Source organism: Georgenia sp. AZ-5 (assembly GCF_043952095.1).
In the GTDB taxonomy this organism is placed as follows: Bacteria; Actinomycetota; Actinomycetes; order Actinomycetales; family Actinomycetaceae; genus Georgenia.
The window spans coordinates 3,062,259-3,080,255 of the sequence record NZ_JBINOU010000001.1 but is presented as its reverse complement, the minus strand read 5'-3'; the positions used below and the strand labels follow the sequence as shown (position 1 = coordinate 3,080,255).

18 protein-coding genes are annotated in these 17,997 nt (G+C 74.5%); 12 read left to right on the top strand and 6 right to left on the bottom strand.

Annotated features, from left to right (window positions below):
• The first annotated feature begins 1 nt into the window (after position 1).
• Together ACF0H8_RS14390 and ACF0H8_RS14385 are read left to right on the top strand one after the other, a co-directional pair.
• Positions 2 to 1,558: a GMC family oxidoreductase gene (locus ACF0H8_RS14390; protein ID WP_395289575.1), complete on the top strand. Its 1,557-nt coding sequence runs from the start codon at positions 2 to 4 to the stop codon at positions 1,556 to 1,558.
• 205 nt (positions 1,559 to 1,763) lie between these two features.
• On the top strand, positions 1,764 to 1,964 hold the full coding sequence (locus ACF0H8_RS14385; protein WP_395289574.1) for a hypothetical protein: 201 nt from the start codon (positions 1,764 to 1,766) through the stop codon (positions 1,962 to 1,964).
• 131 nt (positions 1,965 to 2,095) lie between these two features.
• Here ACF0H8_RS14385 and ACF0H8_RS14380 read toward each other — a convergent pair whose 3' ends face one another.
• Positions 2,096 to 2,518 (bottom strand): DUF1810 domain-containing protein, encoded by a 423-nt coding sequence (locus tag ACF0H8_RS14380; protein WP_395289573.1) that lies wholly within the window; start codon positions 2,516 to 2,518, stop codon positions 2,096 to 2,098.
• 127 nt (positions 2,519 to 2,645) lie between these two features.
• On the opposite strand from ACF0H8_RS14380, the gene ACF0H8_RS14375 reads away from it, so the two are divergent.
• Positions 2,646 to 3,206: a type 1 glutamine amidotransferase domain-containing protein gene (locus ACF0H8_RS14375; RefSeq protein ID WP_395289572.1), complete on the top strand. Its 561-nt coding sequence runs from the start codon at positions 2,646 to 2,648 to the stop codon at positions 3,204 to 3,206.
• Between the two features lie 133 nt (positions 3,207 to 3,339).
• Here ACF0H8_RS14375 and ACF0H8_RS14370 read toward each other — a convergent pair whose 3' ends face one another.
• A complete protein-coding gene (locus ACF0H8_RS14370; RefSeq protein WP_395289571.1) occupies positions 3,340 to 3,660 on the bottom strand; it encodes a DUF1905 domain-containing protein in 321 nt (106 codons plus the stop codon).
• A gap of 141 nt (positions 3,661 to 3,801) precedes the next feature.
• On the opposite strand from ACF0H8_RS14370, the gene ACF0H8_RS14365 reads away from it, so the two are divergent.
• Positions 3,802 to 4,746: an NAD-dependent epimerase/dehydratase family protein gene (locus tag ACF0H8_RS14365; RefSeq protein ID WP_395289570.1), complete on the top strand. Its 945-nt coding sequence runs from the start codon at positions 3,802 to 3,804 to the stop codon at positions 4,744 to 4,746.
• Positions 4,747 to 5,002: 256 nt separating this feature from the next.
• Here the strand turns inward: ACF0H8_RS14365 and ACF0H8_RS14360 are convergent, their stop codons facing one another.
• Both ACF0H8_RS14360 and ACF0H8_RS14355 read right to left on the bottom strand, forming a co-directional pair.
• Positions 5,003 to 5,533 carry a winged helix-turn-helix transcriptional regulator gene (locus ACF0H8_RS14360; protein ID WP_395289569.1) on the bottom strand — a complete coding sequence of 177 codons (531 nt, stop codon included), beginning with the start codon at positions 5,531 to 5,533 and terminating at the stop codon, positions 5,003 to 5,005.
• A gap of 3 nt (positions 5,534 to 5,536) precedes the next feature.
• Positions 5,537 to 5,800: a VOC family protein gene (locus tag ACF0H8_RS14355; RefSeq protein ID WP_395289568.1), complete on the bottom strand. Its 264-nt coding sequence runs from the start codon at positions 5,798 to 5,800 to the stop codon at positions 5,537 to 5,539.
• Between the two features lie 116 nt (positions 5,801 to 5,916).
• On the opposite strand from ACF0H8_RS14355, the gene ACF0H8_RS14350 reads away from it, so the two are divergent.
• The 7 genes from ACF0H8_RS14350 (at position 5,917) to ACF0H8_RS14320 (ending at position 14,997) form a co-directional block, all read left to right on the top strand.
• A complete protein-coding gene (locus tag ACF0H8_RS14350; protein ID WP_395289567.1) occupies positions 5,917 to 6,870 on the top strand; it encodes an ATP-binding cassette domain-containing protein in 954 nt (317 codons plus the stop codon).
• Complete coding sequence (locus tag ACF0H8_RS14345; RefSeq protein ID WP_395289566.1) at positions 6,867 to 7,688, top strand: ABC transporter permease; 822 nt, start codon at positions 6,867 to 6,869, stop codon at positions 7,686 to 7,688. The genes ACF0H8_RS14350 and ACF0H8_RS14345 overlap by 4 nt, the downstream gene beginning before the upstream one ends.
• A 138-nt stretch (positions 7,689 to 7,826) precedes the next feature.
• Positions 7,827 to 8,096 carry a PIN domain-containing protein gene (locus tag ACF0H8_RS14340; RefSeq protein WP_395290900.1) on the top strand — a complete coding sequence of 90 codons (270 nt, stop codon included), beginning with the start codon at positions 7,827 to 7,829 and terminating at the stop codon, positions 8,094 to 8,096.
• Positions 8,097 to 8,289: 193 nt separating this feature from the next.
• Entirely contained in the window at positions 8,290 to 9,735 is a 1,446-nt protein-coding gene (locus ACF0H8_RS14335) for a DUF3375 domain-containing protein (RefSeq protein ID WP_395290899.1), read from the top strand.
• On the top strand, positions 9,732 to 10,493 hold the full coding sequence (locus ACF0H8_RS14330; protein ID WP_395289565.1) for a DUF4194 domain-containing protein: 762 nt from the start codon (positions 9,732 to 9,734) through the stop codon (positions 10,491 to 10,493). Before ACF0H8_RS14335 ends, ACF0H8_RS14330 begins: the two co-directional genes overlap by 4 nt.
• Positions 10,490 to 13,858 carry an ATP-binding protein gene (locus ACF0H8_RS14325; RefSeq protein ID WP_395289564.1) on the top strand — a complete coding sequence of 1,123 codons (3,369 nt, stop codon included), beginning with the start codon at positions 10,490 to 10,492 and terminating at the stop codon, positions 13,856 to 13,858. The genes ACF0H8_RS14330 and ACF0H8_RS14325 overlap by 4 nt, the downstream gene beginning before the upstream one ends.
• Positions 13,859 to 13,863: 5 nt before the next feature.
• On the top strand, positions 13,864 to 14,997 hold the full coding sequence (locus ACF0H8_RS14320; RefSeq protein WP_395290898.1) for a Wadjet anti-phage system protein JetD domain-containing protein: 1,134 nt from the start codon (positions 13,864 to 13,866) through the stop codon (positions 14,995 to 14,997).
• 6 nt (positions 14,998 to 15,003) lie between these two features.
• Here ACF0H8_RS14320 and ACF0H8_RS14315 read toward each other — a convergent pair whose 3' ends face one another.
• Together ACF0H8_RS14315 and ACF0H8_RS14310 are read right to left on the bottom strand one after the other, a co-directional pair.
• Entirely contained in the window at positions 15,004 to 15,576 is a 573-nt protein-coding gene (locus ACF0H8_RS14315) for a dihydrofolate reductase family protein (protein WP_395289563.1), read from the bottom strand.
• Between the two features lie 182 nt (positions 15,577 to 15,758).
• Complete coding sequence (locus ACF0H8_RS14310) at positions 15,759 to 16,658, bottom strand: GNAT family N-acetyltransferase (protein ID WP_395289562.1); 900 nt, start codon at positions 16,656 to 16,658, stop codon at positions 15,759 to 15,761.
• Positions 16,659 to 16,791: 133 nt separating this feature from the next.
• Between ACF0H8_RS14310 and ACF0H8_RS14305 the strand changes: the two genes are divergently transcribed.
• Positions 16,792 to 17,970, top strand: coding sequence for an alpha/beta fold hydrolase (locus tag ACF0H8_RS14305; RefSeq protein ID WP_395289561.1), 1,179 nt, complete (start codon positions 16,792 to 16,794; stop codon positions 17,968 to 17,970).
• Positions 17,971 to 17,997: the final 27 nt, after the last annotated feature.

Below are 17,997 nucleotides of genomic sequence, written 5' to 3'. Positions count from 1 at the left end.
CGTGCGCGACGGACTCGTTGCCGACTACGTCGTCGTCGGCGCCGGCGCGGCGGGCTGCGTCGTCGCCGACCGACTCAGCGAAGACGGCGCGCACACGGTGCTGCTCCTCGAAGCGGGGACCAGACCACGCCATCCCCTCGTCCCGGTCCCGATGGGGTTCGTGGTCACGATGCAGTCATCGCGGCTCACATACCGGTACGTGACCGGGCCGCTGGCCAACGGGCGTCCCCAGACGTGGCTCCGCGGCCGGGGCCTCGGCGGCTCGACGACGATCAATGGCTCGATGTACCTGCGCGGAGAGCGCCACATCTACGAGCGCCTCGGCGTCGAGCTCGGGCCCAACTGGGCATGGCCAGCGTGGGAGCGGGCGTTCCGGGCGATCGAGCGGCGCCTGCCGGTAGCACCGACACCCGGGGGCGACGGCGTCGCCGCCGCGGTGGCCGGTGCACTCGCCTCGGCCGGCATGCCGGCGGTCGCGGACCTCAACGCCGCGACGGGAGCGCGCTCCGGAGCAACACCGGCCACCGTCCGGCGCGGGCGGCGCGTGACCGCCGCCACGGCGTTCCTGGACCGTGCGCGACGGCGTGCGAACCTTGCGGTGCTCACCGGGGCGCGGGCGGCTCGCCTGGTGCTCGACGGCGCGCGGGCCGTCGGCGTAGTCGTCGCCCACGACGGGGCGGCGGTGCTCCACCGGGCCCGGCGGGAGGTCGTGGTCTGCGCCGGCGCGCTCGAGACGCCGCTGCTGCTGGAACGCTCGGGCATCGGGAACGGCGGCGTGCTGCGGGGCGCGGGGATCGAGCCGCTCGTCGAGTGCCCCGCGGTAGGCGAGGGCCTGATCGAGCAGCGTGCCGTGACCGTCAAGGCGCGACTGCGGGACGGCCTCGGTGTCGGGCCGCTGCTCGACCACCCCGCGAAGGTGGCCGCCCAGGCCGCCCGGTACCTGCTCACCCGCGGCGGTCCGCTGGCCTCCGGCCCCTACGAGCTCGCCGCGCTCGCCGCCAGCACCGCCGACGGGGTGCCCGACCTCCAGATCCTCGCCACGATGCTGGCGACCGACGACAGCGGGCTGCGCGTGGCCGATCATCCGGGCCTGATGATGCAGGGCTACGTGCTCCAGCCCACCACCGCCTGCTCGGTCCACGTCGGCGGCCCCCTGCCGACCGACCCGCCACGGATCGACGCCGCCGGGCTCGCCACCGACCACGACCGGCACCTGTCGCGCGTGGTGCTCGACCGCATCCGGGAGGTGCTGGCCTCGTCCGCGCTCGGCGGCGTCGTCGTCGGCGAGACGGTCCCGGGCGACGGGGTGCGGACGGACGACGACGTCGCCAGGCACGCCCTCGACGCCGGGTCGGGGATCTTCCATGCCGTCGGCTCGTGCGCCGTCGGTCGCTCGGAGGATTCGGTCGTGGACGCCCGGCTGCGCGTGCGCGGCGTCGGCGGCCTCCGCGTGGCCGACACCTCGGTATTCCCGCGGCAGCCGTCGGGTGGGACCGCCGCTCCCACCATGGCGCTCGGCCATCTGGCCGGCGAGCTCTTGCTGGAGGAGGTGGGGTAGGCCCCACAACGTCGACAATGGGGATCACGCGTGCGACCGGCCGGCCGTTGTCGGCGATGATGAACCTGGCCTTGGCGCGAGAGGCGCGTTCGCCTCGGTTCGCATGAGCCCCCTAGTTTCCCTTGGTCTACTCGCGCGTCATTTCCAGATCGACTGGCCCACGGCGAGACAGCCAGGCCGAGCTCAGAGCAACCCGGTTGCACGGGTGGGCGGCGTCGCGAAGTTCCTGCCTGGCGCCGCGGTGGAGGCCATCATCGGCGGCTCGTTCTACGCCGATACCGGCATGGCCCCCGGCCTGCTGCCTTCGTGGGAAGGCCTGCTGGTGCTGCTCCGCTACGCGGTGCTGTTCGCCGCGGCCGGCCGGCTGACCACCCGGCGCCGTGACTCACCTAACCGCTTCCCCTAACCCACCGCCGAGACGTCACTTCTGCATCGACAGGTCGATCGACCGCTCGCTCCAAGAGTGACCTGTCGCGGCGAAGGCGAGACTTGGAAGGCGAGACTTGACGGAGCCCATGGGTGCGCGTGCGGCGGGACTCAGAGCCAGTCGAGCGTCTCCGGGTCCTCGGCGCCGCCGAAGAAGCGGTCCAGCACCCGCCTGAACACCGGCTCGTCGGGCGCCGCCCGCGCGAACAGCGTCATCGACGAGCGCAGCTTGACGGCGTCGATGCCGCCGAGGATCGTCTCGGCGTCGGGCGCATCGCTCTCGGCCACCGCCCGCGCGCACTCGCGCAGCCGCGGCCCCAGCACCTGGTGATCCAGGTACGCCTTCGCCTCGCCGAGCGAGGCGATGGCGTAGCGGCGGGACATCTCGCTGCTGCCGAGCCCGGCGATCTGCGGGAAGACGAACCACATCCAGTGGCCGGTCTTGCGGCCGCGGCGCAGCTCGCCGAGCGCCTGGTCGTAGACGCCGCCGCCCTGCGCGGTGACGAAGCGCTGGAGGTCGTGCTCGTCGGCCATGGCCCTTGCCCCTTCCAGCAGACACACCACATCCGGCCGAGGCGGCGGTTGCTCCGTGCCTCGAGCGGCGAGTTCCGCTTGCGGCTCGTACGGTCGAAGTGTCCCAACCGAACGAGAGGAGCACATGATGGCGGACCTGAACGGCAAGCGGATCGCCTTCCTGGCCACGAACGGCTTCGAGGACTCCGAGCTGACCTCGCCCTGGGAGGCGGTGACGTCCGCCGGGGCGACGGCGACCCTGGTCTCGTCCGAATCCGGCACCATCACGGGCAAGAAGGGCCACGAGGCCACGGTCGACCTGTCGGTCGGCGAGGCGAACGCCGACGACTTCGACGGGCTGGTGCTGCCCGGTGGCGTGGTCAACGGCGACAAGATCCGCATGGACGAGAGGGCGGTGGCCTTCACCCGAGCCTTCTTCGAGCAGCAGAAGCCGGTCGGGGTGATCTGCCACGGCGGCTGGATCCTCACGGACGCCGACGTGGTCAAGGGCCGCACGATGACCTCCTACCCGAGCCTGCGTACCGACCTGCGCAACGCCGGCGCGAACTGGGTGGACGAGGAGGTCGTGGTCGACGCCGGCCTCGTCAGCAGCCGCACCCCTTCCGACCTGCCCGCGTTCAACGCCAAGGTCGTCGAGGAGATCGCCGAGGGCAAGCACGCCGAGCAGAAGGCCGAGCAGCGGGCCTGAGGCGGCTCTCCGGCAGCTGACCGGCACGGACCTTCCGATCCGCGGTCGCAGAAACGATGTGGCCCGGCGCCGGCACCCGGCGCCGGGCCCACGCGTCCGCGGCCTTCCCCGATCAGCCGCTGAGACGTCCGCGTCAGCGCCCTCCGACGTCGAGCAGCTCGATCCGCACTCGCGCCGTGTCGCCTGCCGTGAGCTGCTCGGCCCGCCGGACCGCCTTCTTGATGGGCAGCACGTAGGTGCCCTCCGTCTTGCTGGGGAAGATCGACGTCCGCCAGACGCTGCCGCCGACCGTGACCTCGACGCGCACCGAGCCGAAGCCCCGGGAGAAGGGCGCGGTGAGCTCGTCCACCTCGTCGGCGATGTCCGTCGGTAGGGAGACGAAGGTCCACGTGTCGGCCTGCCGCGCGTCCCAGACCCACAGCGCCGCGTCGAAGTCGTAGGTCACGGTGGGCATGCTGGCGCCGGCGGGTCGATGAGGTCAACGGCCGCAACCGGCACGGCTTCCGCCCCAGCGAGCTTGCCACCCCGGGATTCACGCATCCCGCCACTCGCCCTTCGCTACGTTGGCGCGACGTCGGACAGTCCGGGAGGAACGATGAGGGTGCTGATCGCCGGGGCTACCGGCGCGATCGGCAGACCGCTGACCCAGCGGCTGCTCGCCGGCGGCCACGAGGTCGTGGGCCTCACGCGCCACGACGACGGCGCGCGCCGCCTCCAAGCCGCCGGCGCCGAGGGCGTCGTGGCCGACGTCCTCGACCGCGACGGGGTCCTGCGCGCGCTCGACGGTGTGCGCGCCGACGCCGTCGTCCACCAGGGCACGGCCCTCAGCCGGACACCCATGCGCCACCGGGACCTGTATCCGACGGACCGCCTGCGCACCCGCGGCACGGCCAACCTGCTCCAGGCGGCTCGACAGGTCGGCGCCCGGCGGTTCGTCACGCAGTCCTTCCTGTACGTCTACGGCTTCGTCGACCACGGGGACGGGGCGCTGACGGAGGACGCGCCGCTCGGTCCCGCCGGGGGCGGCCGCTTTGACGTCCACGTCGCCGCGATGCGGGCCAACGAGCAGCACGTCCTGGCCGCGCCGGACCTCGACGGCGTCGCGCTGCGGTACGGGTTCTTCTACGGCTCCGAGCCGGGGACGCACTGGCTGCTGGGCATGGCCGCGAAGCGACGCCTGCCCGCGCCGAGGCGGGGCAGCGCCATGTCCGCGGTGCACCTCGACGACGCCGCGGCCGCGACCGTCGCCGCCCTCGAGCGCGCGCGGCCGGGTCAGGCCTACAACGTCGCCGACGACCACCCCCTGACGTGGACGGAGTACCTCGACGCCGTCGCCGTGGCCGCCGGCGCTCCGCCCCCGCCGCGGCTGCCGGACGCCGCCTTCCTCGCCTCGCCCTACCTCGGCACGATCATCACCCGCGCGAGCATCCGGCTCGACAACGGCAAGGCCAGGCGCGAGCTCGGCTGGGCGCCGGCGTACCCGAGCGTCCGCGAGGGGATGGCCGCCGTGGCGCAGACCTGGCGAGGAGGACGGCACTAGTGGCGGTGCCTCCCGCAGCACTTTCCGTGCGCGGATGAGCCGGACCCGCAGCCGGGGCCTCGCCGGGCAGTGCCCTTCTTCGTAACGCGGCTGCGCGGGGTACACCCGGCGGGTCGTGACGCCTCAGGTGGTGGCGGGCGCCGGCTCCGCGGCGAGGTGGAACGTCACGGCGAAGCGACCCAGGAGCTCGGCGTCGCCGTCGAGCACGCGCACGATGCCCCGGTCGTTCGCCTGGGCGGGGAGACCTCGCCGGAGATCACCGCGCGGATCCCGGGTCCGGCGGCAAAGGCCAAGTCGCGCCGGGGAGCGGCGCCCGCGTGACGGTGAGGGCGCCGTCGGCGACGGCGAGGGTGAGGACGACATCGCCGATGTGCGCCTCGCACGTCGTGGGCGGCAGTGCCGCGGCGGCCTCCGGACGGAACCCGGTGCGCAGCGCGATGGTCATCGAGTCGGCGGTGACGACGTCCCCCGGGTCCGGCTCGCCCATGGCCCTGAAGCTCCACCGCCCCAGCGCCAGGACGACGTCCTCGAGCCCGCGCCCGAACTCGGTGAGCTCGTAGACGAGGCCGTGGGCGAGCGGGACGCGGTGGATGACGCCCGCCGCCTGCAGCTCCTTGAGCCGGGTGCTGAGGATGTTCGTCGGGATGCGGGGGAGGCCCTGCTTGAGGTCGGTGCAGCGCCGCGGTCCCACGAGCAGGTCGCGGACGATGAGCAGGGCCCATCGTTCGCCGACCAGCTCGAGGGCCGTGACGACACCGCAGTACTGGCCGTAGCTCCGGGCGCCCATCGGTCAGGCGCCCGCCTCCTGCTGTCCCTGCTGCGCCATGTACGCCTCGGGGCCTTGCTCCGCGGCGACGGAGTCCATCCAGACGGCGCTGAACAGGTTGCCGTCCGGGTCTTCGAAGTCGCGGGCGTACATGAACCCGTAGTCCTGGGCCTCGCGGTGCTCGGTGCCGCCGGCGGCGACGGCGCGCTCGAGGATCGCGTCGACCTCGCCCCGGCTCTCCCGGCTGAACGCGGTCTCGACCTGCAGGGAGGTGTGCGGGCGATTCATTACGACACTGGCCGGAAGGGGTTCGGCGGCAACCCTCCGCCAGTAACGTGAGGCGCGACCGCGAGACGCGGCCCGGTGCCGGCACGGCGTCGGGGCCCAGTGAAGCGAGGACGGCAGTGACCGCGACGACGGCCGACGGCGTGATCGCCGTCGAGCACCTCACCAAGGAGTTCGGCGCCGTGCGCGCGGTGGGCGACCTCTCGTTCACCGTCCGCCCCGGCCGCGTGACGGGCTTCCTGGGGCCGAACGGGGCCGGGAAGACCACCACGCTGCGGATCCTGCTCGGCCTGGTGCGGCAGACGGCGGGCACGGCAACCATCGGCGGCCGGACCTACGCCGAGCTGCGGCGCCCGATGCGCACCGTCGGCGCGGCGCTCGAGGCGGCCAGCTTCCACCCCGGCCGCAGCGCTCTGGACCACCTCCGCGTCTACGCCCCGCAGGTGGGGGTGGGCGACGCCCGGTGCCGGGAGGTGCTCGACCTCGTCGGCCTGGGGCCGGTCGCGGACCGCAGGGTCGGCGGCTTCTCGCTGGGCATGCGCCAGCGCCTGGGGCTGGCGACGACCCTGCTGGGCGGCCCGCGCGTGCTGGTGCTGGACGAGCCGGCGAACGGGCTGGACCCCGAGGGCATCGCGTGGCTCCGGCGGATGCTGCGGTACCTGGCGGACGAGGGCCGCACGGTCCTCGTCTCCAGCCACGTGCTCTCGGAGGTCGAGCAGACCGTCGACGACGTCGTCATCATCGCCCGCGGTGCGCTCGTGCACACCTCCCCCCTCGCCGAGCTCGCGGCGCTGGCGGAGCCGAGCGTTCGGGTCGTCTCGCCGGACGCCGCCGGCCTGGCCGAGCTCATCACCCGCGAGGGCTGGGCCGACAGGCTCGACGGCGAGTCTCGGCCGGGGGTCGCCGTCGCCGTCGTCCGCCGCGTCTCCGCGGCCGAGGTCGGCGCGCGGGCGTACGCGGCGGGCCTGGAGGTGCACGAGCTGGTCCCGCGCGAGATCGGGCTCGAGGACATCTTCCTGCGGCTGGTCGGGGAGCGAACGGCCGACGTCCCAGCGGGAAGGAGCCGGCGATGAATGCCGCGCTGGTCACCGAGTACCGCAAGCTCGTCAGCACCCGCCTGTGGTGGGTGCTGCTGGCGGCCATGGCCGCCTACATGGCGTTCCTCGCCGCGATCCTGGCGTGGGTGCTGGCGCAAGACCCGGCCGCGATGACCGGCGGGATACCCGGGGCCGAGCCGGCCGGCCCGATGCCGGTCGAGCAGGTGGCGCGCACCATCTACACCACCGCCACCTCCCTGGGGTACGTCTTCCCCGTGGTCGTCGGCGCGCTGGCCATGACCAGCGAGTTCCGCCACCAGACGATCACGCCCACGCTGCTGGCCGAGCCGCGCCGCACGCTGGTCCTCACCGCGAAGATGCTCTCCAGCGTCGCCGTCGGGCTGCTGTTCGGACTCGTGGGCACCGCGGCAACCGTCGGCGCCGGCGCGGGCGTGCTCGCCCTGCTCGGGGAGCCGACCTACCTCACCGACCCGGTGGTGCTGCGCAGCGCGGGCCTGTCCGTGCTCGCCCTGACCGTGTGGACGGTGGTGGGCGTCGGGTTCGGCACCTGGCTGACCAACCAGGTCGCCGTCATCGTCGTGCTGCTCGCCTTCACCCAGTTCGTCGAGCCGATCCTGCGCGTCGTCCTGGGCCAGGTGGACGCGCTGGCGGGCGTCGCGAAGTTCCTGCCCGGCGCGGCGGGGGAGGCCATCACGGGCAGCTCCTTCTACGCCGACTCCGGCCTCGCCGCGGGGCTGCTGCCGTCCTGGGCGGGCCTGCTCGTGCTGCTCGGCTACGGGCTCGTGTTCGCCCTGGTCGGGCGGCTCACGACGCTGCGGAGCGACATCACCTGAAACCCGGCCCCCAACGCTGAGACGTTAGTTGTGCATCGACGGGCCAAGTGACCGGTCGGTGCGCGATCGACATCTCGTCGATGACAACCGAGATGCAACGCGCTCGCGATGCCGTCGCGGCGCTGAGGCACGAGCGCGCTGGTCGTTGACGCCGGCGTCCTGGTCGTCGCACTCGCGGACGATGGTGACGACGGGGATCGCGCGAGGCCGCGGCTTCGAGGGGAGCGGCTCGCCGTCCCCGAGCTGGCCGATCTCGAGGTCGCGTCGGTCCTGCGGTGCCGTCTCGACGCGGGCGCCGTCGACCTGCGCCGGGCGACCTTGGCCCTGGAAGACTTACGTGCGATCCCTGCGCTGCGGGCCCCTCACCAGCCTCTCCTGGTCGGGCATGGGAGCTGCGTGACAACCTGACCGTCCGCCGTCTACGTCGCGCTCGCCGAAGCGCTCGGGGCGGACCTGCTCACGGGGGATCGGCGGCTCGCCGGGGCGCCGGGGGTGCGGTGCGCCGTCGAGGTGCTCACGCCTTCGCACTGAGTTGCTCGCCCGTCGGGCGGGCCGTTGAGCCGCGATGTCCCCGGGCGTCGTTAGAGTCGCGCCCGTGAGCATGCTCCGCACCGCTCTGGCCGCCCAGCGGCTGTCCGAGGCGAGCCCCGCCTGGTCGCTCCTGCGCGCCCAGCACGCCGGACCGGTCGTCGCCATGCTCGGTGCCCACCTCGCCGGCGACGAGAAGCGGCTGCCCGCGCCGGTGCTCTTCGAGCGCCTGGAGGAGGATCTCGCCGTCCTCCGCGACCACGGGTTCGACCTGCCGCGGACCGCGCAGGCGTACTGCGCCACCTGGCGCGACGCCGGCTTCCTCATCCGGCGGGCGGCGGAGGGCGCGCGCGAGGAGACGTTCGAGCTCTCCGCCGGCGCCCTCACCGCGATCCGCTTCGTCACCCAGCTCATCGACCCACCCCAGTCGGTCACCGAGTCGCGCCTGTCCACGATCCTCGAGCGCGTCCGCGAGCTCGCCGTGCTGACCGACCCCGACGCCACCTCCCGCCTCGCGGCCCTGCAGGAGCAGCGCGACCGGCTCGACGCCGAGATCGCCCGCGTCTCCGCCGGGGACTTCGAGGTGCTCGCGCCGGAGCGGGCCGTGGAGCGGGCCCGGGACATCCTCACGCTCGCCGAGGAGCTGCCCGCGGACTTCGCCCGGGTGCGCTCCGAGATGGAGCAGCTCAACCGCTCGCTGCGCGAGCGGCTCATCGAGCAGGCCGACTCGCGCGGCACCGTGCTGGACGACATCTTCCGCGGCGTCGACCACCTCGCCGAGTCCGACGCCGGGCGCAGCTTCACCGGCTTCTACTCCCTCATCCTCGACGCCGAGCGCAGCACCGCGTTCGAGGACGACGTCGCCGGGCTGCTCGACCGGCCGTTCGCGGCCGAGCTGGCGCCCGCCCAGGCCCGCGTGCTGCGCCGCATGCTGCCCTCCCTCCAGGACCGCAGCGCCGAGGTCCACGACGTCATGACCGCCTTCAGCCGCAGCCTGCGCCGGTTCGTGCAGAGCCAGGAGTTCCAGGAGGACCGGCGCATCAACCGCCTGCTCCGCGAGGCGCTGCGCGACGCCATGGGACTGCCCGACAGCGTCCCGCCCTACCAGCGCACCACCCTTCGCCTGGACCTGGCCGCCGTGCCGCTGGACTCCGTCGCCGTCCTGCGGCTGCACAACCCCGCCGACTCCGAGACGACGACGGACGTCACCACCCGCGAGGCCCCGCCCGTGGACGTCGCCGCCCTGCGCGAGCTGTCGCGGGCCGCGGAGATCGACATGGCGGAGCTGACCGGCAACGTCAACGACGTCCTCGCCCGCCGCGGCCCCGTCACCATCGCGGAGGTCCTCGCGGAGCGCCCCGCCACCCAGGGCGTGGCCAGCGTCGTCGGCCTGCTCGTCCTGGCGGAGCAGCACGCGGCCGCGCTCGACGGCGGGGAGACCGTTCGCTGGACGTCCACCACCGGCGTGCCGCGCACCGGCACCGTCCCGCTGTACCTGTTCGAGGAGGCCCTGCCATGACCGAGCAGCTCATCGACGCCGTCACGCCCGCCGCCGCGGCGACGCCCGCCGCCGCGGCCGCGGCGGACGGTCCGGACGCCGCGGGCGAGCCGGGCGCCCTGTGGCCGGGCGACACCGGCACGCTGCGGGAGGCGTCGCGTCGCGCCCTGGTCCAGCTGCTGCGCGGCCCGTACCTGTCCGCCCGGCGCCAGGGCCACCTGTGGAACGCCCTGCTCAACGACGAGGGCGCCATCCGCTCGCGGCTGGCGGACCTGTTCCTCGACCTCGTGGTCGACACCCAGGCGCAGGTGGCCTTCGTCCGCAACGCCGAGCCCGACGGCCTCGACGCGCCCCGGGTAGTGCGGTCCGCGCCGCTGACGTTTCTGGACACCGCGCTGCTCCTGCACCTGCGCCAGCAGCTGCTCCAGGCGGGCGGCGCCGAGCGCGTGATCGTCGGCGCCGACGAGGTCGCCGACCAGCTGCAGGTCTACCGGGGCAAGGACAACGCCGACCCGGCGCTGTTCGGCAAACGCATCAACGCCTCCTGGGGCAAGCTCGAGAAGTACGGCATCCTCGCGCGCACCAGCACCGAGGGCCGGTTCGAGGTCTCCCCGGTCCTGCGCCTGGTGTTCAGCGCCGAGGAGATCGCCGCCGTGCAGGCGGAGTACGCCCGGCTCGCGGCACGGACCGACGACGGTGCCCCGCCGCCGGCCTCGCCGGAAGCGACGCCCGACGAGGACGCCGCCGCCGGCGCCGCAGCCGACGAGGGGGACCAGTGAGCGCCGTCGACGTGGTCCATCCCGGCCAGTGGCGGCTGGACCGCGTCGAGGTGGTCAACTGGGGCACCTTCGACGGCCACCACCGCCTCGACGTCGCCCGCAAGGGCTTCCTGCTCACGGGCCACTCCGGCTCGGGGAAGTCCTCGCTCGTGGACGCCGTCGCCGCGGTGCTGGTGCCGCGCGGCAAGCTGCGCTTCAACGCCGCCGCGGCCGACGGCGCCTCCCGGCGCGCCGACCGCACCACGGCCAGCTACGTGCGCGGCGCGTGGCGCCGCCGCGCGGACGAGACCACCGGCGAGGTGGTCAGCGACTACCTGCGCCCGGGCGCGACCTGGAGCGGCATCCTGCTGCGCTACGCCGACGGCGCCGGCGGCACGGTCTCCCTCGTCAAGCTCTACCACCTGCGCCGCGGCGCCAACACCGCCGCCGAGGCCGCCGAGCTGCACGTGCTGCTCCAGGAGCCGGTCGACCTGCTCGACTTCCAGCCGTTCGCCCGCGCCGGCCTGGACGTGCGCCGGATCAAGGCGACCTGGCCCAAGGCCACCGTGACCGACAAGCACTCGGCCTTCTCCGCCCGGTTCTGCCGCCTGCTCGGCATCTCGGGGGAGAGCGCGCTGATCCTGCTGCACAAGACCCAGTCCGCGAAGAGCCTGGACAACCTCGACGACCTCTTCCGCAACTTCATGCTCGACGAGCCCCAGACCCGGCGGATGGCCGAGACCGCCGTCGCCCAGTTCGGCGAGCTCTCCCAGGCGCACGGGCTGGTCGTCGAGGCCCGGCGTCAGGTCGAGGCGCTGGCGCCGCTGCCCGGGCGCGCCGCGGCCTACGACCAGCACACCGCCGCGGCGGCGCGGGCCGCCGAGCTGCGGCGCGCGCTCGAGCCCTTCGCCCGGTCCTGGAAGCACGCGCTCGCCGAGCAGGAGCGGGTCGGGGCGGAGGCCGCCCTGCACACCGCCGAGCACGAGCTCGCCCTCGCCGAGGCGGCGACGGCGGAGGCCCAGCGAGGCCTCGACGTCGCTCGCCGGCTCGTGGCCGAGCGCGGCGGCGGCGCGCTCGAGGTGCAGCGCATGCAGGTCACCCTGGACGAGAAGGCGGTCTCGGCCGCCACCGCCGCCCGTGCCCGGCTCGCCGAGGACCTGGCCGCCGTCGGCATCATCGTGCCGACCACGTTCGGAGAGTACGAGGAGTTGCGCGCCACCGCCCGCGCGGAGCGCGACCGCCTCGCAACAGACCAGGAACGGCGGCGGGAGGCCGCCCTCCGGCTCCACGAGGAGGCAGCCGATCTGCGCCGGCGCAAGGAGACCATCGACCGGGAGCTCCGGGCCCTCAAGGGCGCCCGCTCCAACCTCGGCTCCCGGCTCCTCGATGCCCGCCGGATGATCTGCCACGAGACCGGGCTCACGGCCGCCACGCTGCCCTTCGCCGGCGAGCTCCTCCAGGTCCGGCCCGAGCACGCCGTATGGACCGGGGCCATCGAGCGGGTGCTGCGGCCGCTGGCCACCGTGATGCTCGTGCCCGCCGCGCACCGCGACGCGGTCGCCGCCGCCGCGGACCGCCTCCATCTGGGCACCCGTCTCGCCTTCGAGGCCGTGCCCAGCCAGGTCGATCCGCCGCGCCCGGCCCGCGCCGACGACTCGCTCGTGCACCGCGTGGAGGTCGCGGCCGGGCCGATGGCGCCGTGGCTCCACGCGACGCTGTCCCACCAGTACGACTACGCCTGCGTTGAGGACGCGCGCGACCTGCACGGGTTCGACCGCGCCGTGACCCGGGCCGGGCAGGTCAAGCGCGGCCGCGGGCGTTACGAGAAGGACGACCGCTTCCGCGTGGACGACCGCGGCCGGTGGGTGCTCGGATCCGACAACACCGCCAAGGTCGAGCACTTCCTCGGCGAGCTGCGCCAGGTCACCACCGCGCTCGACGCGGTGCGCGCCAAGCTGGCCGCCGCCGAGCGCGAGCGTGACCAGGCCCAACGCCGCGCCGACGTGCTCGCGGCGCTCGGGCGTCACGAGTGGTCCGAGCTCGACGTCGAGGCCGCGGCGAACGCCCTCGATCGCAGCCGCACCCGCCTGGCGGAGCTGCGGCACGGCAACACGGACCTGCGCGCCGCCGAGCACGAGGAGCAGCAGGCCGCCCGGGCCCTCGACGACGCCCGCGACCACGAGCGGGGCCGGCGCGACGCCGTCGCCACCGCCCGCGCGGCCCTGGAGCAGCTCGACGCGGTCCTCGCCGACCTCGCCCCCTCCGTCGACGCCGCGCCCGTCCCGCACCAGGGCGAGCTCGAGCGGCGCTTCCACGAGGCGAAGACCACCCGCGTCATCACGCACGCCATGATCGACAAGATCGCCCTAGCTGTGGCCACCGGCCTGGAGGCGGAGCGCGACGCGGCGTCGGAGGCCGCCCGCGAGGCGGAGAAGGCGATCACCCGGATCACCGGGGACTTCCGCCGCCGCTGGCCGGCCCTGGCCGGCGACCTCACCGACCACATCGACGACCGGGCGGGCTTCCTCGACATTCACGCCCGCCTCCAGGCCGACCGGCTGCCCGAGTTCGAGCAGCGGTTCTTCGACCTGCTCGAGAGCCAGTCGCGGCGCAACGTCGGCCAGCTCGCGAACGAGATCCGCCGCGCCCCGGCGGAGATCCGCGAGCGGATCGCCCCCGTGAACGCATCCCTGCGTCGCTCGCGCTTCGACGAGGGCCGCTACCTGCAGATCAAGGTCGACGACAACCGCTCCGCGGCCGCGCGCGAGTTCCTCGCCGACCTGCAGACCATCGCCTCGGACTCCTGGATGGACCGCGACCGCGACTCGGCCGAGGCCACCTTCGCGGTCATGGAACGGCTCATGCATCGGCTGATGTCCTCCGAGGGGGGCGACCGCGCCTGGCAGGAGCTGTGCCTCGACACCCGCCGGCACGTGCGGTTCACCGGCGTGGAGGTCGACGAAGCCGGCCAGGTGGTCAGCGTGCACGACTCCGGCTCGGGCCTGTCCGGCGGGCAGAAGCAGAAGCTCGTGGTCTTCTGCCTGGCCGCGGCGCTGCGCTACCAGCTGGCGGCCGACGCCGAGGAGACCCCCACGTACGGCACCGTCATCCTCGACGAGGCCTTCGACAAGGCCGACTCGGCCTTCACCCGGATGGCCATGGACATCTTCCAGGAGTTCGGCTTCCACATGGTCCTGGCCACGCCCCTGAAGCTGCTGCAGACCCTCGAGGACTACGTCGGCGGGATCGGCCTGGCCACCTGCCGGGACCGCCGCCAGTCGAGCGTCGGGGTGGTCGCCATCGACGACGCGGGCCTGGTTGCGGCCATGGCCGAGAGCGGGGCGTCCGCCGTCGCCGAGACGCTGCCGCTGGACCTGCCGTCGTGAGGGCGATGGTGGGCGTCGCCGAGGTGCGCGAGGAGGCCCGGAAGCGGTACGACCGGCTCGGCGCCACGTGGGCGATCGCCGCGGCGACTGGCGGCCTCGACGGCGCCGCCCTCCTCGACCGGCCCCTGCACGCGCCCACCGAGGCGGCCGCGCTGGCGGACCAGGCCGGCGCCGTGGCCTGGGTGCGGTCCTGGCGGGAGGCCGGCGTGCCCGGCGTGCGGTGGGCGCGGCGCCGGTGGGCGAGCGTCGGCGCGCAGGACGTGCCTGAGCGCGTCCGGCTCGAGGACCCGGCCCTGGTCGCCGAGCTCGCCGGCCGGGCGCGGCACTGGCGCGACCTGTCCGGCCGGGTCGCCGCGCTGCTCGAGGAGTGGCCGGCGGTGGAGGCGGTCGTGCGCCGGCACGCCCGCGCCGTCGCCGCGCTGCCCGGCGCCGACTTCGCGCGCCTGCAGGAGGTGCTGCGCTGGCTGGTGGCCCATCCGCGGTCGGGCCGCTACATCCGCCAGCTGCCCGTGCGCGGCGTGGACACGAAGTGGGTGGAGCGCCACCGCGGCCTGGTCGCCGGGCTGTTCGGGGCGCTCACCGGCTCGGACGACCTCGGGCTGGCGCGCCCGCCCGAGCTCGTGCGGGTGCGCTTCCTCGACGCCGCGCTGGCGCCGGGCGGCCTGGTCGACGTGTCGGCGCCGATCGAGCAGCTCGACGCCCTGCCGGTCCGGCCCCGGACCGTGTTCGTCTTCGAGAACCTCGAGTCGGTGGTGGCCATGCCGGCGGTGCCTGGTGCCGTCGTCGTCCACGGCGGCGGCTACGCCGTGGACCGGCTGGCCCGGATCGGCTGGGTCAGCGAGGGCCGGGTGCTGTACTGGGGTGACCTGGACAGCCACGGGTTCGCCATCCTGGACCAGCTCCGCACCAGCTGCCCGCAGGCGGAATCGGTGCTCATGGACCTAGAGACCCTCGAGGCGCACCGCGACCTGTGGGTGCCCGAGCCGGCGCCGAGCCGGGCGGCGCTGACCCGGCTCACCCCCGAGGAGGCCGAGGTCCTGGCCCGGCTCCGCGCCGAGGGCGACGTGCGCCTCGAGCAGGAGCGGCTCGACTGGGCGCCCAGCGTGCAACGCCTGGTGGCGATCGCCGTGCCCGTTTAGCTCCGTCTAGCCCCCGGCGGCCCGCCGAACGCCGTAGGTGAGGTGCACGAACTGCCCGAACCGCTCCGCGCTGCGCAGCTCGAGCGTGTCCGACTCGACCCGCCGGGGGAGCAGCGGCCGCCCGCCCGGCAGCGTCACGGGCGCCACCGACACCTGGACCTCGTCGAGCGCGCGGGCGTCGAGAAACTGCCCGGCCAGGTCCCCGCCGCCCATCACCCACACGTCCTTCTCGCCCGCCGCCCGAACCACCTCCGGCAGCGCGTCGGCCACGGCGCCGCGCACGAAGCGCACGTCGGCGCCCTCCGGGGCCGGCAGGGATCGGGTGGTGAAGACGAACGCCGGCAGGCTCGCCATGTACCCGAGCTCCTGCCAGCGCCCCCGCTGCTCCAGGATCCGCTCCTGCCGCAGGATCCACTCGTACGTGGTCGAGCCCATGACGATCGCCCCCATGCCGCGCAGGAACGCCTCGGTGTCCGGGGCCTCGCCGCCGCCGACGGCGAAGAGCCAGCTCAGGGAGTCCTGCTCGTCGGCGAGGAAGCCGTTCAGCGTCGATGCGGTGTTGTAGATCACTCGCGCCATGGGGTGGAGGCTAGCGGCGCGTCACGTCGTCAAGGGCACGACCGCGACCACCGAGGTGCCGGCGCCCGATGCGCTCACCACGCGCAGCCGCCGCCGGTCCGAGCGCACCTCCGCGTGCGACAGGCTGGACTCGCGGTCACTGCCGCCTGCACGGGTGACGTATGTCGGGTTCCCTGGAGAGCTCACCCGGCGACGTCGATCGCCCGGTTCAGCCAGACCGACGTGACCTCCATGCCGACGCGCTCGTACAGGCCCAGTGCCCCGGTGCGCGAGTCCGTGCTGAGCTCCGACCGGGTCGCGCCGTGCGCGCGGGCCTGGGCGAAGGCGTCCGCGAGCAGCGCCCGCGCCAGGCCGAGCCCTCGCCGGTCCCGGTGCACGGCGACCTTGTCGACGTAGCCGAGCTCCCCGGCCAGGAAGACGACGACGGCGCCCACCACCTCGCCGTCCGGCCCGACGGCGACGCGCAGGTTCCACGGCGCGAACCCCGGCCGGCCCAGCACCTGGGCGGCGAAGTCCGCGAAGGGCTGACGCTCCCGGACCGACCACTCCAGGAAGGCGTCCTCGATGACGGTCCAGGCGGCGCGGTGGTCGGCCCCGGTCGCCTCCCGGAGGCGGTACCCGTCGGGCATCGGCTGCGGCTCGATGACCTTGCCGGCCGGCAGCGCGAGCACCCAGGAGGTCCACCGCACGCGGAAGCCGAGTGCCTCCAGCAGCCGGTCACCGGGCGAGCCCTGCGGCACGGGCATGCCGACGACGCCGCTGCCCGCGGCCCGCGCCCGCTCCTGGAGCCAGCCCGCCAGGTGGGTGCCGATGCCGCGGCCGTGGTGGGCCGGGTCGACGGCCGCCGCCGCGCGGTCCTGACCGGCGAGCTCGGCGTAGGCGACGAGCCGGTCGCCGTCGAGCACGCCGACGGTCCGGTCGGTGATGTCGAAGCTCGGCCGCTGCCAGTCCGCGACGAGGTCGGCCTCCTCGATGCCCGCCTCGCCGGTGTCGCGCAGCTCCTCGGCGGCCATGATCGCGGCGACGGCCGCGGCGTCGGCGAGGGTGAGCGGGCGCTGGGTGAGGCCCGCGGGAAGCGTCATGAGGGCATTGAAGCGTGCGCGAGCGCGCCGAGTCGCCGGAACTCGGGACGTCCTCGCCGTGGCGGGACATCGCAGGGCGCCCTTGCACGCAAAGCTGGTGACACGTTCGTCGCTGTCGGGCAATGTGGCGCCCATGACCTCCGCCAGCGGAGCCCCGGTCCACGTCGTCCTCCTCCCGGGCTACTGGCTCGGCGCCTGGGCGTGGGACGACGTCGCCCCGCACCTGGAGCGGGCGGGCCTGGCCCCGCACCCCGTCACGCTCCCGGGCCTCGGCTCCGAGCTGGAGGACCGCGCCGGGATCGAGCTCCGCCACCACGTCGCGGCGGTGCGCGAGCTGATCTCCGGCCTCGAGGGGCCGGTGGTCCTGGTCGGGCACAGCGGCGGCGCGCTGGTCGTGCAGGGCGTGGTCGAGGCCGACCCGGACCGCATCGCCCGGGTCGTCTACGTCGACGCCGGCCCGGCGCCGGACGGGATGGCGCTGTTCCCGGACCTGCCCGCGGACGAGATCGACTACTACCTGCCAACCTGGGGTGAGCTCAACGAGACCGGCAACAGCACCGAGGGCCTCGACGAGGCCGCGCTCGCGCGGTTCCGCAAGAAGGCGGTGCCGCAGCCGGCCGGGGTGGCGCGCTCGCCCGTCCGGCTCATCAACGAGCGGCGCAAACAGGTGCCGGTCACGGTGGTGTGCTGCTCGATGCCGGCCGCGGCCCCGCGCACCGCCATGGAGCACGGCGAGCCCTGGGTGGCCGAGCTGGTCGGCGCGGACCTGGAGCTGGTGGACCTGCCGACCGGCCACTGGCCGATGTTCAGCCGCCCCGCGGACCTCGCCGCGGTGCTCGTCGAGGCGGCGAAGCGGCACGCCCCGGTCGTGGGACCCGACCCGGCCAGGACCCTCCGCGGTCTGAGCACCGTGACGTACTGGGCCGACGACGTCGCCGCCGCCGTGCGGTGGTACACCGAGGTGCTCGGCGTCGAGCCGTACTTCGTGCGCCCACCCGCCCCGGCGCCGGCCGCCTACGTCGAGTTCCGCATCGGCGACTACCAGCACGAGCTCGGCATCATCGACCGCCGCTACGCCCCCGCCGGCGCGGCGAGCGGCCCGGGCGGCGCCGTCGCCTACTGGCACGTCGACGACGTCCGCGGCGCCTACGACCGCCTGCTCGCCATGGGCGCGACGCCGTACGAGAACGTCACCGAGCGCGAGGCCGGCTTCGTCACCGCCTCCGTCGTGGACCCGTTCGGCAACGTGCTCGGCCTCATGCACAGCCCGCACTACCTGGAGATCCTCGGCCGCGAGCAGCGCCAGGGGTAAGCACACGGGTGCGGCAGGCGCGGGCGG

Excerpts from the sequence above, each read along its gene's own strand:
- ACF0H8_RS14380 (WP_395289573.1), bottom strand. The coding sequence starts at position 2,518 with ATGGCCGACGAGCACGACCTCCAGCGCTTCGTCACCGCGCAGGGCGGC.
- ACF0H8_RS14375 (WP_395289572.1), top strand. The coding sequence starts at position 2,646 with ATGGCGGACCTGAACGGCAAGCGGATCGCCTTCCTGGCCACGAACGGC.
- ACF0H8_RS14370 (WP_395289571.1), bottom strand. The coding sequence starts at position 3,660 with ATGCCCACCGTGACCTACGACTTCGACGCGGCGCTGTGGGTCTGGGAC.
- ACF0H8_RS14365 (WP_395289570.1), top strand. The coding sequence starts at position 3,802 with ATGAGGGTGCTGATCGCCGGGGCTACCGGCGCGATCGGCAGACCGCTG.
- ACF0H8_RS14360 (WP_395289569.1), bottom strand. The coding sequence starts at position 5,533 with ATGGGCGCCCGGAGCTACGGCCAGTACTGCGGTGTCGTCACGGCCCTC.
- ACF0H8_RS14355 (WP_395289568.1), bottom strand. The coding sequence starts at position 5,800 with ATGAATCGCCCGCACACCTCCCTGCAGGTCGAGACCGCGTTCAGCCGG.
- ACF0H8_RS14345 (WP_395289566.1), top strand. The coding sequence starts at position 6,867 with ATGAATGCCGCGCTGGTCACCGAGTACCGCAAGCTCGTCAGCACCCGC.
- ACF0H8_RS14335 (WP_395290899.1), top strand. The coding sequence starts at position 8,290 with ATGCTCCGCACCGCTCTGGCCGCCCAGCGGCTGTCCGAGGCGAGCCCC.
- ACF0H8_RS14330 (WP_395289565.1), top strand. The coding sequence starts at position 9,732 with ATGACCGAGCAGCTCATCGACGCCGTCACGCCCGCCGCCGCGGCGACG.
- ACF0H8_RS14320 (WP_395290898.1), top strand. The coding sequence starts at position 13,864 with ATGGTGGGCGTCGCCGAGGTGCGCGAGGAGGCCCGGAAGCGGTACGAC.
- ACF0H8_RS14315 (WP_395289563.1), bottom strand. The coding sequence starts at position 15,576 with ATGGCGCGAGTGATCTACAACACCGCATCGACGCTGAACGGCTTCCTC.
- ACF0H8_RS14310 (WP_395289562.1), bottom strand. The coding sequence starts at position 16,658 with ATGACGCTTCCCGCGGGCCTCACCCAGCGCCCGCTCACCCTCGCCGAC.
- ACF0H8_RS14305 (WP_395289561.1), top strand. The coding sequence starts at position 16,792 with ATGACCTCCGCCAGCGGAGCCCCGGTCCACGTCGTCCTCCTCCCGGGC.